At 45.2% G+C, this 15,246-nt stretch carries 17 protein-coding genes; 12 read left to right on the forward strand and 5 right to left on the reverse strand.

The annotated features are described in order from the left end of the window. Positions 1-2: 2 nt before the first annotated feature. Positions 3-851 (reverse strand): ABC transporter ATP-binding protein, encoded by an 849-nt coding sequence (locus OO774_RS17845; protein ID WP_264908017.1) that lies wholly within the window; start codon positions 849-851, stop codon positions 3-5. Positions 852-1,213: 362 nt separating this feature from the next. Between OO774_RS17845 and OO774_RS17850 the strand changes: the two genes are divergently transcribed. The 11 genes from OO774_RS17850 to gltS all read left to right on the forward strand — a co-directional run bounded on the left by OO774_RS17850 (position 1,214) and on the right by gltS (position 11,369). Next, positions 1,214-1,411 carry a hypothetical protein gene (locus tag OO774_RS17850; RefSeq protein WP_264908018.1) on the forward strand — a complete coding sequence of 66 codons (198 nt, stop codon included), beginning with the start codon at positions 1,214-1,216 and terminating at the stop codon, positions 1,409-1,411. Positions 1,412-1,794: 383 nt separating this feature from the next. Next, the gene (locus tag OO774_RS17855; RefSeq protein ID WP_176292162.1) at positions 1,795-2,004 is read left to right on the forward strand and encodes a DUF3283 family protein; all 210 of its coding nucleotides are present in this window, start codon (positions 1,795-1,797) and stop codon (positions 2,002-2,004) included. 137 nt (positions 2,005-2,141) lie between these two features. Next, positions 2,142-2,858 carry a YebC/PmpR family DNA-binding transcriptional regulator gene (locus OO774_RS17860; protein WP_264908022.1) on the forward strand — a complete coding sequence of 239 codons (717 nt, stop codon included), beginning with the start codon at positions 2,142-2,144 and terminating at the stop codon, positions 2,856-2,858. A gap of 219 nt (positions 2,859-3,077) precedes the next feature. Then, on the forward strand, positions 3,078-3,746 hold the full coding sequence (locus OO774_RS17865; RefSeq protein WP_264908024.1) for a hypothetical protein: 669 nt from the start codon (positions 3,078-3,080) through the stop codon (positions 3,744-3,746). Between the two features lie 9 nt (positions 3,747-3,755). After that, the gene (locus tag OO774_RS17870; RefSeq protein WP_264908026.1) at positions 3,756-4,454 is read left to right on the forward strand and encodes an ABC transporter ATP-binding protein; all 699 of its coding nucleotides are present in this window, start codon (positions 3,756-3,758) and stop codon (positions 4,452-4,454) included. Further along, positions 4,442-5,710, forward strand: a complete 1,269-nt coding sequence (locus tag OO774_RS17875; RefSeq protein WP_264908028.1) for an ABC transporter permease — start codon at positions 4,442-4,444, stop codon at positions 5,708-5,710. Before OO774_RS17870 ends, OO774_RS17875 begins: the two co-directional genes overlap by 13 nt. Further along, positions 5,703-6,476 carry an outer membrane lipoprotein-sorting protein gene (locus OO774_RS17880; RefSeq protein WP_264908030.1) on the forward strand — a complete coding sequence of 258 codons (774 nt, stop codon included), beginning with the start codon at positions 5,703-5,705 and terminating at the stop codon, positions 6,474-6,476. The genes OO774_RS17875 and OO774_RS17880 overlap by 8 nt, the downstream gene beginning before the upstream one ends. Before the next feature lie 19 nt (positions 6,477-6,495). Then, positions 6,496-7,803 carry a hypothetical protein gene (locus tag OO774_RS17885; protein WP_264908032.1) on the forward strand — a complete coding sequence of 436 codons (1,308 nt, stop codon included), beginning with the start codon at positions 6,496-6,498 and terminating at the stop codon, positions 7,801-7,803. Beyond that, positions 7,804-8,826 carry a histidine kinase gene (locus OO774_RS17890; RefSeq protein ID WP_264908034.1) on the forward strand — a complete coding sequence of 341 codons (1,023 nt, stop codon included), beginning with the start codon at positions 7,804-7,806 and terminating at the stop codon, positions 8,824-8,826. Positions 8,827-8,849: 23 nt separating this feature from the next. Continuing rightward, positions 8,850-9,647: a LytTR family DNA-binding domain-containing protein gene (locus OO774_RS17895; protein WP_264908035.1), complete on the forward strand. Its 798-nt coding sequence runs from the start codon at positions 8,850-8,852 to the stop codon at positions 9,645-9,647. A gap of 495 nt (positions 9,648-10,142) precedes the next feature. Next, positions 10,143-11,369, forward strand: coding sequence for a sodium/glutamate symporter (gene gltS, locus OO774_RS17900; RefSeq protein ID WP_264908036.1), 1,227 nt, complete (start codon positions 10,143-10,145; stop codon positions 11,367-11,369). 89 nt (positions 11,370-11,458) lie between these two features. On the opposite strand, the gene OO774_RS17905 is transcribed toward gltS, so the two are convergent. The 4 genes from OO774_RS17905 to nagB all read right to left on the reverse strand — a co-directional run bounded on the left by OO774_RS17905 (position 11,459) and on the right by nagB (position 14,611). After that, complete coding sequence (locus tag OO774_RS17905; protein ID WP_264908037.1) at positions 11,459-12,289, reverse strand: hypothetical protein; 831 nt, start codon at positions 12,287-12,289, stop codon at positions 11,459-11,461. Then, complete coding sequence (locus OO774_RS17910; RefSeq protein ID WP_264908039.1) at positions 12,289-13,146, reverse strand: ABC transporter ATP-binding protein; 858 nt, start codon at positions 13,144-13,146, stop codon at positions 12,289-12,291. Before OO774_RS17910 ends, OO774_RS17905 begins: the two co-directional genes overlap by 1 nt. Continuing rightward, positions 13,143-13,514 (reverse strand): GntR family transcriptional regulator, encoded by a 372-nt coding sequence (locus OO774_RS17915; RefSeq protein ID WP_264908041.1) that lies wholly within the window; start codon positions 13,512-13,514, stop codon positions 13,143-13,145. Before OO774_RS17915 ends, OO774_RS17910 begins: the two co-directional genes overlap by 4 nt. 296 nt (positions 13,515-13,810) lie before the next feature. Beyond that, the gene (gene nagB / locus OO774_RS17920) at positions 13,811-14,611 is read right to left on the reverse strand and encodes a glucosamine-6-phosphate deaminase (protein WP_264908043.1); all 801 of its coding nucleotides are present in this window, start codon (positions 14,609-14,611) and stop codon (positions 13,811-13,813) included. A gap of 378 nt (positions 14,612-14,989) precedes the next feature. On the opposite strand from nagB, the gene OO774_RS17925 reads away from it, so the two are divergent. After that, the gene (locus tag OO774_RS17925; protein ID WP_264908045.1) at positions 14,990-15,241 is read left to right on the forward strand and encodes a DUF3081 domain-containing protein; all 252 of its coding nucleotides are present in this window, start codon (positions 14,990-14,992) and stop codon (positions 15,239-15,241) included. Positions 15,242-15,246: the final 5 nt, after the last annotated feature.

Here is a 15,246-nt window from a genome sequence, read left to right on the forward strand (position 1 = left end):
GATTAGGCTCCTTGTGTCTCAGGTTGCTTGTGGACGTCGTGAATGTTTGGGAAAGAAGCCCAAAGCTTTTGTGTATAGGGATGTTGAGGGTGATTGCGAATTTCGTAAGCTTGGTTGACTTCGACAATTTCTCCGTGGCGCATGATGGCTATTCTGTCGCACAATTGGCTCATTAATGCCAAGTCATGGGTGATAAAGAGTACCGAGAAGCCAAACTCATCTCTAAGTTGATATATTTGCTGAAGAATTTCTCTTTGCACAACAACATCCAGGGCCGTCGTTGGTTCATCCATAATAATAAGTTTGGGATTGAGAGACAGAGCGATGGCTATTACCAAGCGCTGACGCATCCCACCAGAAAACTGGTGTGGGTATTCGGTTAAACGTTCTCGGGGAATATTTACCAAGTCCATCAATTTCTCTGCTCGATCTTTCGCTTGCGCATTGCTCAAGCCTTGGTGATGACGCAATACATCGGCAAATTGCTCTTGAATTGTTAAAACTGGATTGAGTGAGTTCATCGCGCTTTGAAAAACCATTGCAATCTCACTCCACCGCAAAACTGTCAGTTCAGAATCAGAAAGCCTGAGGATGTCTTTACCTTCAAACACTATTTCGCCGCCAGAAATGAACGCAGGCGGCTTGTGGAGGCGATTTATCGCGAATGCGATGGTGCTTTTTCCACACCCTGACTCACCAGCAAGACCAAAAACTTCCCCTTTACCGATATCAAAACTGACGGATTTCACGGCTTTAAAATCACCGTTGTCAGTGATGTAATCGACACACAACTCTCTGATCTGAATGACCGGATCATTGTGGTATGCATGATTAAAGTTAATACCACTCATATAAACACCTTACCAATCTAAAAGATAATTATTATCATTATCATGGCGAGGTAAGTTTTAGAAAGTGACAAACAAAGAATCAGTGAAGTGGCTCGAAACTTAAGTGAAACAAAAAGAAGTTTATGCTGCCCGTTAAAAACGGTTGAGAGGACGAAAATGAGAGCTGGATCAGCACACTTTTCTTAGGGGTAATCATTCAAATTTAATCTTAATTTATTCCTTTGGCAAAACTTAAATGATGTATCTATTAATGAGTTAGTGAAAGGTCGGGAGGGGTCACATTTCCCTACAGTTTTTCTTACCACACCCGATGGGGTTTGCTATAGATTACTCATCGAAAACATGGTGTGTTCGGAGGAAATATGTCCATTAATTCTATCGACCATGAAGAAATGAGTAACATCGCTCACAAGTGGGAACTACCTGAAGAAGAGTCCATTGTGCAGCCTGATAAAACCGTGAAATCGGCAGAAGCCAGAAGACGCATTGAGGCGCTTCGTGAAATCCGTGAAAGCGGTTTGACGATGGAAGAGGCCAGAGAACTGGGGTTGATTCACTGATATATCTTTTTCACCAACTAACAATTTTCAGGGTAGCACTTTGCTACCCTTTTTAACTTTTCGGATCATCACATCAACGTCTATCATTTTTAGCTTTAGTCAGCGCTCCTCTCTTCTGAGGCACTCGCAGAACAATCACGTAATCAAAGCATGCTGTCCCTTTGTTGCGCGAGACCTGTTTACAGTGTAAATGGAGTTTGCAAAACATAATATTATCGAGTGCACTGCAAGGGATATTGATGAGCAGCTGAACGCGTTGAAATTTGATGCGATATTGAAAGCAGTAGTTTGAAATTGATCAAGTTAAGTGCGTTTCTATTCTCCAAATGCGAGTCGGTATGCTATAGTGCGCGGCTAGTATTTAACGTACCCTGAGGCTGTGAATGTCGTTTAATCTATCCCTATTGCCGCCTGATGAAAAAAACAAAATCGAACTGGATAAGCAAGCGTCGTTTTTGGTTTGGAAACTCAGAGAGGCCAAATCTGGCCCCGAAGCAATAGATGAGCAATTGTCTAAGATTAACGATGCTGATGAAAAAGCGTTTTTCCAGCAATCGGTGGAAAAGTACAAGCGAGTAATGGGTGTCGCGTAACGCGAATCGTGGCTCTGGTGTGAATCAATGCGGCGAATGAGATAACTTCCCCATTCCTCAGCAAAGCGAAAATTGAAAAGGTTTCGCTTTTTGCTAAAATCCTTCGCATTAAATTTGAATTTAGAGAGAACATCCCGATGGGAAGAAGTTTTGAAGTGCGCAAAGCCTCTATGGCGAAAACTGCAGGCGCAAAAATTAAAGTTTATTCCAAATACGGTAAAGAAATTTACATGTGCGCGAAAAATGGCGGTGCAGACCCAGACATGAACTTGTCGCTTAAGCACCTGATCGCGAAAGCGAAAAAAGACCAAGTTCCTGCACACGTTATCGATAAAGCGATTGATAAAGCGACTGGCGGTGGCGGTGAAGATTACGTTCCTGCACGTTACGAAGGTTTTGGCCCTGGTGGCACAAGTGTCATTGTTGATTGTCTAACGGATAACGGTAACCGTACTTTCCAAGATGTTCGCCAGTGTTTTGTAAAAACAGGTGCGAAAATTGGTGTTGAAGGTTCTGTGTCTCACATGTTCGATCACCAAGCGGTATTCCAGTTCAAAGGCGATGATGATGAAATCATTCTGGAAACGCTAATGATGGAAGATGTTGATGTCACTGATGTTGAACTAGAAGACGGAGTGATCACAGTATTTGCACCTCATACTGAGTTCTTCAAAACGAAAACAGCTTTGAACGGTGCATTCCCAGATCTAACGATTGATGTGGAAGAAATCACTTTCGTTCCTCAAACTCAAACGCCAATCGCGGGTGAAGATGCTGAGAAATTCCAGAAGTTCCTAGACCTTCTTGACGACTGTGATGATGTTCAGCAGGTTTACCATAACGCTGAGCTGTAATTCGTTCGCGAATTTGATTGAAAGGCTTCCTTCGGGAAGCCTTTTTTGATCGTGCTAGGCGAGTCTTCAATCTTTCTGATCGGGAGGCCGATACAACCATTCATCCGTGCTGGTCCCCGTTCACTCCGCAAAAACACCATTGGTCGCATCCCTAAGCAGGGGAGGGCACCTTTCCTTAATCTGAAACCATCTAATCGATACTAATAAAGGACAATTACTATGATGGTTTTCAATTCGTACTTAGCCTCTAAATTAAAATTACTCACTACATTACTCACCGCGTTCGCACTGAGCAGTAGTTTGGCATTTGCCAATCCTACGGAGTCGTTACTTCACCGATTTAATCAAGCTGAACAAGGCAATTCAGCTTTGGTCGACAGCGTTCATGACGAACTAGCTGTTCTTATCGAGCAGCAAGGCGCTACGCCTTTGACTTTGGTGTACCTCGGCTGCACTCAAACTCTGCAAGGTCGGGAAGCGTTTATGCCTTGGAATAAGATGAAGTTTACCGAGTCAGGTCTGGCGACGATACAAAAGGGTTTGGATTTAATGACTAGCCAGCCGATACCGGTTCAAGAGCAACAACGATTGCAAGGCTTACCAGAATATCTGTTAGCGACTGCAATGGCGGCGACAACATATACAGCACTTCCTGATATGTTCAATCACTTCGAGCGAGGCTATGAGCTGTATCTTGCCTTGATCAATGATCCAAGTTTCCAGCAACAGCCTTTTTCCGCTACCGCATGGGTTTACCGTTACGCCATTGAGGCCGCTTTACGTGCTGACGATCAGACACAAGCCAAAGCTTGGTTGGCGGATATGGAGCGCTTGAATTTTGACAATCCTGAAACGCAAAATGCGAAGATGTTGCTCGCAAAGAATTAAGGAGTCACTATGATCACTTTCAATCAACTCAGTCGTGATTATGTCTTAGGAAGCCAGACGGTTCATGCACTGCGAAATGTGTCGGGAGAAGTGTTTGCCGGAGAGATGGTGGCGCTGTGTGGTCCTTCTGGTTCGGGAAAAAGCACTCTCCTCAATATTCTAGGCATGCTGGATACGCATTATCACGGGCAAGTGACCTTTAAAGGAAGCCCATACCCAACCGGGCAAATACAAGCCGCTAAAATGCGCCGAGAAAAGCTCGGTTTTGTATTCCAGAAATTCAATTTAGTGCCCGTGATGACGGCTTTAGAGAACGTTGCTTATCCGCTGCATCTCAACGGTTTTTCCAAAGCCGAGCAAACCAGGCTAGCTAGCGAAATGCTCGAACTCGTGGGGCTTGGGGAGTTCATTCACCATATGCCAGATAATTTGTCCGGAGGTCAGCAGCAACGCGTTGCTATTGCGCGTGCTTTGGTCCACAAACCAGCATTGGTGATTGCTGATGAACCCACCGCCAGTTTGGATAGCCAAAGTGCTAATAAGGTAATCGACATTATGAAAGGACTAGGGCACGAAATGGGCACCACTTTCATCATAGCGACTCACGACCCGCGAATGGCATCACGTTGCGATCGCACCATTGAGCTGGTGGACGGAAACATTACTCACACACATCTTGGTGCTGAGGAGGTTTTATGGGCAAGTTAATCCCTGATTCTGTTCGCCTTGCGTGGCTTAACCTGCAGCGTAACCGCCGCCGTAGCCTGCTTTCAATGCTGATTATCGCCATTGCTGTATTTGCCCTGACTAGTGCAGGCGGTTTCGGCTTATATACCTATGACAGTTTGAAAGAAGCAACCGCGCGCGATACCGGGCATTTAACCCTGACAACGCCTGGATACTTCACGAAAGAGGAAGAGATGCCTCTGAGCAATGGTCTAAGCCATGCTGATGATATAACCAAGCAACTGATCGGTATTAATCAAGTACGAGGAGTGCAGCCACGTGTGGAGTTCAGCGGATTGATTTCCAACGGCAGTAAGTCTTCCATTTTCATCGGTATAGGCGTGAATGACCGGGAGTTCGATATGAAAGGGCCATTTCTGGATGTGCGAGCAGGGCAGACGCTCTCCAATATCCACGCTTCACGTTATGACCCAGCGCAGCCGGAAGTCATGCTAGGTGTGGATCTCGCCAGTAATCTGAACGTCAGCGTAGGTGACTGGATTACATTGCTGGCTACGACGACTGACGGGGCGCTCAATGCGTACGACTTTAAAGTCCGCGGCATCTATTCAACGGGCGTTCCAGAGCTGGATAAACGTCAGTTGTATGTACACATCCATAGCGCGCAGTCTTTGCTCGGTTCGGACAAAGTCAGCACCTTATCGGTTTTCTTATTCGATACCAATCTGACAGACAAGGTCAGACAAGATGTGGCAACAATTCTGTCGAATCAAAAGCAAAGCTTCGGTAATCAAGAGGTTGAAATCACCCCTTGGCAGGAAAGAGCGTTCTTCTATCTCAAAGTCAAAGATTTGTATGACCGGATCTTCGGCATCATGGGAGCGGTAATGGCACTGGTGGTTTTTGTCGCGCTGTTTAACACCATGACCATGTCCGTCACGGAACGAACGCGTGAGATAGGTACGTTGTCTGCGCTGGGAAGTTATCCGCGTGAAATTATTGTCGGTTTCTTAAGAGAGGCGGGGGTGCTTGCCGTGCTAGGCAGCTTACTTGGCGGACTATTAACGGCCATTGTAGCGGTCTTTTTAATGGCGGTTGAAGTGCAGATGCCACCACCTCCGGGGCGTACCGAAGGATATCCGCTCAACATTTATTTCTCTTGGGAGTTAGTTGTGCTAGCCGGATTCGCCGTACTGATGATTTGTTTGGTGGCTGCGTTTTTCTCGGCACGCAAAGGGGTGAACAAACCCATTACTGAGGCTCTGATTTATGTTTAATTTCAAACGAATAATGCCACTGGCGGTGCTAGTAATCTGTGGCGCAGCCTCCGCAAATCCGCAAGCGCTGGATACACAGAAAGTGGCGAAATTAATAGAAAAAGCCGACAGTTACCGCCTGCAGGATCAATCATCTAAAGTCGTATCGTTGGTGCGCTTGTACCAAGATCAAGAATTGGATAAGACCCGCTTGTACCATGTTTATACTCGCCCCAACCGTGAGTCACTGGTGGTATTTAAATCAGCAGTCGAAGCGGGGCAAAAAATGCTGATGATGGGAGATAATTACTGGCTGCAAATGCCCAAAAGCCGCCGCCCGATCCGTATTACGCCAATGCAGAAATTACTCGGTGAAGCATCGATTGGGGATATCTCAACGCTCACCTGGAGCGAGGATTATCAAGGTGAGTGGAAAGCGACAGAAACTACCTCTGTGAGCGGTAAGAGCATTCCTGCTTACCATCTTATTCTGACCGCCAAAACTGCAGGCGCGAGTTATCAGAAAATCGATCTATGGCTGGCAAAGCAGGATGCGTTTCCAATCAAAGCTGATCTCTATCTACGTTCAGGCAAACTCGCTAAGCAAGCGTACTACCGCCGAGCAACGAAAGAGACGCGAGATTACGTCAGTGAGATGACCTTGTTGGACAGCATCCAACCAAGCAAAAAGACCGTGATCGAGTATCAGGCGATCTTGCCATGGCAGTTGGACGACAAGTTCTACAATCCCAGCTATTTGCCAAAAGCGAACACCTCGCAATTGTAGGCTGCGGTAGGGGACCAATATGCGATTTTGTAATACTTGTATCGTAAGCCTTTTGGTTGGCGTTTTCGCTTCCCCCGTATTGGCGGGTAACGAACTGAGTCTCGAATGGGATTGGGCGTTGAGCTACGAGACCGTTAAGCAACGCGATACTCATTTCACCCCAGCGCAAGGAGACTCTCGTGACTCGCTCAATGCGCTGCTCGATGTGCAAATGAATTACCAAAACTTCAGCGGCTTATTTACGCTCTATAGTCAGGGCTTGTATCTGAATGAGTATGGTAATAGCGCATGGTGGCGTGATGCCGACCATCAATTTTTAGTGCGCGAGCTAGCCTGGCAAGACGAATGGCAAGTTGGAAATGCTATTCTCGATATCAGTGTGGGTAAATTGCGCGTCGATTGGGGCGTAGGGTATGGCTATCGTGTTTTGGATTTGTTCAAACCCTACCGACAAAATCCAGTTGGTTTGGTGGCAGAAGAAGGAGCGGGCGTTTTTTCTGTTTCTCATTACGATTTAGCCGGTGAATGGACTTTGATTGCCACAGACTCAAGTTGGGGGCAACAAGATCAAAGTGCATTGGATCAAGCGACCGAGCAGCAAGGTGTTGGTGTACGTCGTTATATGCTGGTGGATGACACCGAATATCAATGGATTGGTTATTTCGATGATGTTCGCCGCGGCTTACTTGGCGCCAGCGTGATTACCGTTTGGGACGAGTCGATTGCTATGCACAGTTCTCTTCTATGGCAAAAACAGAGTGTCAGTTATCAAATCAGTGATCATATTTACAAGCCTGTTTCTGCAGAGAATCAAGGCAGTGCATTTCAAGCTTTGGTTGGACTTAATTGGGCTAACCAAGCAGGACACAACGTGATCGTCGAATATTGGTTTGACAGCCGTGCGTGGTCAACTAGCGAATGGGAGAAGGCGTTGAGCCGTGGTGAATTGCTCTCTCAATCGCCCGCCACTAGTCTGCTGACGAGCAGTTACGCGCAAGGATTTCAGCATGCCAATATTGTGCAACATAACCTGATGCTACATTGGAGTTGGGACATAGAAGCCTGGGCTACATGGAGTGGCGCGACCTTTATGATAGAGAATATGGGGTGGTTAAGTGACGTCACACCAACGCTTGATGTCTTGATTTCTCCACAAGACGGCGGTGCGATAGTGACTCAATGGATAAATTATCAATGGATTGATACGGGTGACCAAAGCGTAAAACTGGAAGCTGCTGCACGATTTTTATCTGGGGACGCCCAATCTGCATATGCGCAGATCAATGATAACTATATGATTGTCTTTAATATAGAAGGGAAATTCTAAATGTTCTCAGGGAAGTCAATGGAAAAAGGTGGATGGCGACGAAGTGTGGTGGAGACCTCTTTATTCTGCCTATTTATTGCCGTGATGACGCTCTTTGTATGGGGCGGCCCGTTATATATTCATTTACTGGTCAGTTTTGGCTTTGGCTATTCGGCCATTTTTTTCTCGTGGTTGATCGACAAACTCTTTCCAACTATCCCGCGTGTAATGGAAATTGCCATTTCTCTCACCGCGTGTTTGCTGTTTGGGGTGGTAAATGCGCAGTTTTGGCTTGGCGAATACTTCGGGATCTCTGGCATGTTGCCCATCGGTTTGATGGGATTGTTGTTCAGTGCCATGTGTTTTTTCTATTTTCACTCGCGAGAGAAGCAAGCCATCGCACAGCGTGAATTGGAAACCATCAAGCTCGAGAAAGCGGAAAAAGAGCGCGCCTTATTACTCAGTCAATTGAAACAGATGCAAAGCCAAATTGAGCCGCATTTTTTGTTTAATACCTTGGCGAACATCAGTGCGCTAATGTCACAAGACGTGGATAAAGCCAGAAAGATGCTTGATCAGCTCACCGCATTATTGCGTGCAACATTAAAAAGCTCACGTGAACAAAACACGACCATCGACAATGAAACCGCATTGATTGAGGCGTATCTCGCGATCCAACAAATTCGCTTAGGTGATCGCTTACGATACTCCATTGAAGTCGAGGAAGGGACTGAGCAATTAGAGCTGCCACCAATGATGCTACAACCGCTGGTTGAAAACGCCATTATTCACGGCATTGAACCGAAGCGAGAAGGGGGAGAAGTGAGTCTGCGGATCAAACGTGACAATCGGTTACTTGAAATTGAAGTCCGAGACTCGGGTGTCGGGCTGAACCACGTCAGCCAACATTGTGGATCGGGGATTGGGCTTAGCAACTTAAAGCAGCGAATTGATGCTCTATTTTCCGGAGAAGGGCAGGTGTTAATCAGTGAGCTTGCCGAGGGTGGTGTCAGTGTTCGTTTAAGCTGGCCAATTGAGTGGTAATCACAAAACAAGGATATGGAGAAATGAAGACTGGAATCACTGCAATTATTGCTGACGATGAGCCGTTGCTGAGGCATCATTTGGACAAAAGCCTGGCTGAAGTATGGCCAGAACTGGAAGTGGTCGCAAAAGTCGCAGACGGTGAGCAGGCTTGGAGTGCCATTCAAAATAACCAACCCGACATCGCCTTTCTTGATATTCGCATGCCCGTTTTAGACGGGGTGAGTTTAGCGCGAAAAATTAATCGTATGGTAAATCCTCCTTTGATTATTTTTGTTACCGCATACGACGATTACGCGATTAAAGCGTTTGAACAAAATGCGGCAGATTATCTACTCAAACCTATCTCGGATGATCGGCTGCAAACCACTTGTGAACGAGTTCAAGCTCGTCTTGTCAATCTAGGGCTGCACAACCACAACAGCAATATGCAGATGAATAGCTTGTTAGAGCAGCTTCAGCAATTGTCTGCCCCCCAAACGCCTCAATATCTGCAATGGATTAAAGCCACTCAGGGGGAAGACATTCATTTGATCGCTACCACCGATGTGCTCTATTTCAAGGCAGAAGAGAAGTACGTGTCGGTCTATGCACAGCAAGGGCAGGGGAGGGCTGTGGAATACCTGATTCGAACATCGTTAAAAGAACTGATCCAACAACTTAATCCTGACCAGTTTTGGCAAGTTCACCGTTCAACCGTCGTTCAGGTTTGTAAAATCAATAAAGTTAACAAAGACTTTTCAGGACGAATGCTTGTCCATATTGGTGATACGAAATTGGCGGTAAGTCGTGCCTCGCAAAGTCTATTTAAGGGAATGTAGCCTTTGCTTAGTAAGACGCTATTTATTCTTTACATTGTAAACTCAGTCCTTGTTTGAGGTAAACGTACCACTCTCTTGTACGTTGTGTCAGCGATGTTGATTCTAACTTATTCCATTTTATATTTTCGATAGAGCAATAGTACGTGATGAATAGGTTTGGCTGTAAACCATAGGTATCATGAATGTTATTGAAATAAAGACAGTTTTTACTGATATGCTATAATCTGTCTCCGTTATAGCGAACATTTTTGTTGTTGCTTGAGAGTTTCTCTGGATTCAGCTCATTGAAATATCCATGAGTCAGAGTAAGTAAACTACTCGATAACAAGTCCCCCTTCTGCTTACATTTTAATGCGCTCTCATAGAGTATTTCGCGCATTTGTATGATCTTTAGAATATTTTTGAAATCATCAGTGAGAATATTTGCTATTGGAACAAGGTTAAACTAACACTCAATCATTATGGAGGATGAAGAGAACAACAATAAGAGGTGATATGAATCATTTAATATCTGTCGGGGCTCTGGAGTCCTTCATGGTTGCGATCAGTGTGCTTTTCCTAGGACATTTCGTTAATGCCAAGCTGCCTATTTTAAATAAGTTCAACATACCAGAGCCAATTGTAGGCGGTCTTATCGTAGCCTGTCTGATTACGACACTTCATTTTTACGGCATCGATTTAGAGTTTGATCTACCGTTACAAAACACGTTTATGTTGATGTTTTTTTCCACTGTCGGCCTAGCTGCCAATTACACCCAATTGATGAAGGGTGGCGCCAAGGTTTTTATCTTCTTAGCGGTGGCTTCATTCTACATCATCATCCAAAACGGTGTGGGCGTCTCATTGGCTGCGGCACTTGGCTTAGATCCTTTCATGGGACTGATCGCTGGCTCAATTACGCTTTCTGGTGGACATGGAACTGGCGCGGCCTGGTCTCAAACTTTTCAGGACGTATATGGATTAAATAACGTGTTGGAAATCGCGATGGCGTCGGCCACATTTGGTTTGATCATTGGTGGTATTATCGGTAGCCCGATGGCTGAGCGTCTGGTGGATAAGCATGGTATCGAATCAGAATATGGTCGTAGCGCAAAAACGCATGAAAAATTCCCAGAATTGGTGACTTACAACGAATACGAAGAAGACAAAGTGACCGCCAAAAAAGTGGTTGAGAAACTGTTCTTTTTGCTGATTTGTGTCACTGGCGCTAAGTATTTAGAGCAGTGGGTCAATACGTTCGAAATCTCATGGTTGATGATTCCGGATTTTGTGTATGCCTTGTTTATTGGCGTAGTGGTGACCAACTTCCTTGAAGTGACCAAGATTCGCAAGTTGGATGCAGAAACGGTTGATATGCTCGGTACAGTGTCGCTATCCCTATTCCTGGCGATGGCATTAATGAGCCTGAAACTGTGGAATATATTCGATTTGGCGATTCCATTTTTGGTGATTCTGGCTGTGCAGTCTGTGGTACTGGCAATCTTTACCTACTATGTGACGTTTAAAGTCATGGGGCGTAATTACGATGCTGCCGTCATTGCTGGTGGACACTGTGGTTTTGGCTTGGGTGCCACGCCAACAGCGGTAATGAACATGGGCTCTATTGTTAACCGTTATGGTCCGTCACCTCAGGCATTTATGGTCGTGCCGATTGTGGGCGCTTTCTTTATCGATATCGTCAACTTAGTCATCCTGCAAGGATATATATCCTTTCTTGGCTAACTGAAGAGAAAAGGCAAGTGATAAAAAATGGTCACAACGAAAGTTGTGACCATTTTTTTGTTTTTGAGTCCAGCGTCGAGTTTCTACCGCTATTGAATGGTTCGACTGACTCTAAGGCATGCAGCCCAAGCCAATAGGCCAATAAAGACATAAAGACCAAGGTTTGGTTTTCCAACCTCTGCAAATGCATCCAGCGGATTTGATGCGATGATAGCGTGGAAAGGTAGATAGAATATCTCGGAGAAGAACTGATCCACTCCGTAGTAACCAAATAACGCGATCGGCATCCAGCGCAGCGCATAAATGGCGATGAATAAGATCACCAGCGGTGAGTTTACTTTCTGTGAGATGACCATGGTTATCAGAGCCAAAGGTAGCAGCAGAAAACCAGCCAAAGCCATTCTTAATAGAAACTCACCCCAATGCAGCAAGACATATCCTAGTGATGAGTAACGATACAAGAAACCTATCTGATGGTCTGTTGCTATATTCAGCGACCACAACATCACATCGGCAATGATGACCAGGGTAGAACAGACCAAAGGAATTACCAGCAGGCCGAAAATGAGCTTCACTACGTGCATCTGAACATCGCTGATCGGCATACTACGCCAGAACATGATACTGCCTTCTGAGCGCTCTTTGCGCAGCGTTCTCGGGAAGTATTGAGTACCTAACAGAATGGAAAGTAAGCCGACACCTCCCGCAATGAGAGAACTTAATTCCTCCCCCAGCTGTTTTTGCATGCCATCAGCGTTACTACCAACACTCATTTGGAAGAAGAAATTTTGCTGAAGGTTCGAGTTGCTCATTAAAGCGATAAACAGCAAGGTCCCACAGACAAACATAAAAAAGGGCACCCGAGACACGAGTGGGTTTTCTAGCCATTCTTTATTTAACATCGTTAATATCGAGCGCATTAATCAGCCCCCTTTTGTAACGCAAGAAACAGATCCGCCAGTGTGACACCGTGAATATCACCCAAACCTTCAACTTTTGCGGCGTACCTTGAAGGCAGCAGCCACTTGGTTGTACCAAGTCCCTTTTGCGAAGCGAGCGGTTTCATCGCCTCAATTTGCAGACGGAATGAGTCATTGGCATCAAGGATAAAGTAATCCTCGTGGATGCTCTCCATCGACGCTTGCAACACGCAGTGACCGTGTTTGAGTATCAGAACATCCGTCAAAAGATGTTCAATTTCGGCCACTTCATGGCTGGCAATGATCAATATGCGTTCTCCATCGTGAAACCACTCTAGGAGGTGACGATAGAAGGTATCGCGATAAACTAAGTCTAAACCGAGAGTCGGCTCATCAAGGATCAGAATCTGCGTATTGGTCGCGATGACTATCGCCAGATGCAGCTGTACTTTCATTCCTTTCGACAAAGTGCGAATGCGAGATTTTGATTGGACATCAGTTTGCTGAAGTATCGAGTCAGCTTTGTGGCGATTAAAACCTGGGTGAACCCCCTCGGTATAGGTCAGCAGCTGTTCGACGGTCATCCAGTCTGGCAGCACGTTGACATCTGAGATATACGACAAGTGCTGCATGATTTTGTGGCGTTGCATGACAGGTTCATAACCGTTGATGTGGATCGTGCCTTTATATTCATGTGCGCCGAGCAGAGCGTTAATTAGTGTCGACTTACCAGCACCATTGTGACCGAGTAAGCCGAGTACCTGACCTGAGTGCAAGTCAAAACTGATATCGTGCAGCGTTTCTCCTTGTTGGCGATAGTGCTTGGAGAGGTGCTTGACACTGACTGTTGCGTTCATTGGTCACCTTTAATCTGTAATTTAAGTTGTACGATAAGTTCATCGAGCGACATATCCAGGCGCTCTAATGTTTCGGCTATCTGAGGGATCTGTTCATTAAGGAAGCGCTTTTTTTCTGTGGCTAATAAGCGTTGTTTTGCTCCAGTTGAGACGAACATACCTTGACCTGGCTTCTTCTCTACGACGCCTTGCTCAACTAAGATCTGATAGCCTTTCATGACAGTAAGATGATTGATTTTCATATCAGCAGCGATGTGACGTACAGAAGGCAACGCTTCGCCCTCTTTCCAAGTTCCTTGCAGTATTTGCCGAGTGAGCTGGTCAGCCAACTGACGAAAAATGGGTTGGCGATCATTCCACTGTTTCATGATGAAACCCTTTGGCCGAGTTAGTGTTATATGTAGGTATAACACCTTAGGGTCAGGATGGAAAGGCTTGTACGAAGATGAGTGGCTATCAGTGTGTACGATTTTTTAATGCTTTTACATTAATAATTTAGTGTCAGCCTGATTGAGGACGATCCAAGTGAACTTGAGAAATTGGATTAGGTGTTACCCGAACGAGTACGCCTGTTGGGTATCACCGCGTATTAGCCGACAAACAAAAAACCCGTGAGTGATCACGGGTTTTGTATTTCTAGCGTGGGCTAAAAATCGCGCTGCGATTAGAAGCCTTTGATGTTTTCTGCTTCTAGTTCAGAGAAGTATTTTACTGTCTTCACTTTTAGCTCTTGCTGAGAAGGCTCGTCACATACGATCACGGCTTTCGGGTGCAGTTGAAGCGCTGAGACTGTCCATAGGTGGTTAACGCAGCCTTCTACCGCAGCTTCAAGAGCAAGTGCTTTGTTGTGGCCTGTTACCAGAATCATCACTTCTTCAGAATCCAGAAGTGTGCCAACGCCGATAGTCAGAGCGTATTTTGGAACTTGGTTGATGTCGCCGTCAAAGAAACGAGAGTTCGCGATACGCGTATCTTCCGTCAGAGTTTTGATTCGAGTGCGCGAAGAAAGCGAAGATGCTGGCTCGTTGAACGCAATGTGACCGTCGTTACCTACACCGCCCATGAACAAGTTAATCTTGCCGTAAGATTTGATCTTATCTTCATAGCGTTTGCATTCAGCATGGTGGTCGTCAGTATTGCCGTTCAGTAGGTTGATATTTTCTTCTTTAATATCAATGTGGTTGAAGAAGTTGTTGTACATGAATGAACGGTATGATTCAGGGTGGTCGGCAGGAATACCAATGTATTCATCCATGTTAAAAGTCACAACGTGCTTAAAGCTTACTTCACCCGCTTTATGTAGTTCAATTAATGCGTTGTAAGTTGCTAGAGGAGTGCCACCAGTAGGTAGACCCAGAACGAATGGACGTTCAGCAGTAGGTTGGAAATCGTTGATGCGTTTTGCGATGTGTGCTGCTGCCCACTTACCTACTTGTGCTGCTTGAGTTAACGGGATAAGTCTCATTTTGTGCCCCTAGTTATTGAATTTAAGATGTTCTGAAACATTAATTCGCATTATAAAATAAGTTATCAGCAACTGCCATTGTTTTAGGTCAAAAATTTGCTTTTTCTTTAACCATTGTTGTTTTTATCAACAAATAATCCAGATTATGACTCGGCTAAGGATCTGTTAACGGTTTTGGCTTCTTATTATCTTAGAGTGTATTGCGGTAAATTTCATGGCTGAAATTAAGTTTTTATTACGGAGAAATATTGTGGTAGTACGGAGAGGGAACGAGTATCGGAAGAGATGAGGATCTTTTGCTTTCGGACAACCTAGAATATGGCGAGGTGCAAATTCCTTATCCATAATTAAGACGTGTATATTGGTGAGGAAATCGCTATGAAAAACGAATTAGATCCAAGCAAAGTATTATCGGCATACGAAAATGTAATGGACAACGGCACTCCAACGGAGTTTGGTAAGATCTATGAAGGGGTTGAGGCGTTTTCTGATTATGATGGTTACAACGTATTTTTGCGGGGAAACGGTGTTGAGTTAAAGGTTGGTTTCCACAATACGTACCATCTCGAGTACGAGCAGGAACACTTGAAGGAGAGCTTCTTGAAAAAGATTGCGATGCTTGCCAAATAGACCAG

Source organism: Vibrio sp. STUT-A11 (genome assembly GCF_026000435.1).
Classification (GTDB): Bacteria; Pseudomonadota; Gammaproteobacteria; order Enterobacterales; family Vibrionaceae; genus Vibrio.

Bases quoted from the DNA above. Each gene is read 5' to 3' on its own strand.
- OO774_RS17845 (WP_264908017.1), bottom strand. From the start codon at position 851: ATGAGTGGTATTAACTTTAATCATGCATACCACAATGATCCGGTCATT.
- OO774_RS17850 (WP_264908018.1), top strand. From the start codon at position 1,214: ATGTCCATTAATTCTATCGACCATGAAGAAATGAGTAACATCGCTCAC.
- OO774_RS17855 (WP_176292162.1), top strand. From the start codon at position 1,795: ATGTCGTTTAATCTATCCCTATTGCCGCCTGATGAAAAAAACAAAATC.
- OO774_RS17860 (WP_264908022.1), top strand. From the start codon at position 2,142: ATGGGAAGAAGTTTTGAAGTGCGCAAAGCCTCTATGGCGAAAACTGCA.
- OO774_RS17865 (WP_264908024.1), top strand. From the start codon at position 3,078: ATGATGGTTTTCAATTCGTACTTAGCCTCTAAATTAAAATTACTCACT.
- OO774_RS17870 (WP_264908026.1), top strand. From the start codon at position 3,756: ATGATCACTTTCAATCAACTCAGTCGTGATTATGTCTTAGGAAGCCAG.
- OO774_RS17875 (WP_264908028.1), top strand. From the start codon at position 4,442: ATGGGCAAGTTAATCCCTGATTCTGTTCGCCTTGCGTGGCTTAACCTG.
- OO774_RS17880 (WP_264908030.1), top strand. From the start codon at position 5,703: ATGTTTAATTTCAAACGAATAATGCCACTGGCGGTGCTAGTAATCTGT.
- OO774_RS17885 (WP_264908032.1), top strand. From the start codon at position 6,496: ATGCGATTTTGTAATACTTGTATCGTAAGCCTTTTGGTTGGCGTTTTC.
- OO774_RS17890 (WP_264908034.1), top strand. From the start codon at position 7,804: ATGTTCTCAGGGAAGTCAATGGAAAAAGGTGGATGGCGACGAAGTGTG.
- OO774_RS17895 (WP_264908035.1), top strand. From the start codon at position 8,850: ATGAAGACTGGAATCACTGCAATTATTGCTGACGATGAGCCGTTGCTG.
- gltS (WP_264908036.1), top strand. From the start codon at position 10,143: ATGAATCATTTAATATCTGTCGGGGCTCTGGAGTCCTTCATGGTTGCG.
- OO774_RS17905 (WP_264908037.1), bottom strand. From the start codon at position 12,289: ATGCGCTCGATATTAACGATGTTAAATAAAGAATGGCTAGAAAACCCA.
- OO774_RS17910 (WP_264908039.1), bottom strand. From the start codon at position 13,146: ATGAACGCAACAGTCAGTGTCAAGCACCTCTCCAAGCACTATCGCCAA.
- OO774_RS17915 (WP_264908041.1), bottom strand. From the start codon at position 13,514: ATGAAACAGTGGAATGATCGCCAACCCATTTTTCGTCAGTTGGCTGAC.
- nagB (WP_264908043.1), bottom strand. From the start codon at position 14,611: ATGAGACTTATCCCGTTAACTCAAGCAGCACAAGTAGGTAAGTGGGCA.
- OO774_RS17925 (WP_264908045.1), top strand. From the start codon at position 14,990: ATGAAAAACGAATTAGATCCAAGCAAAGTATTATCGGCATACGAAAAT.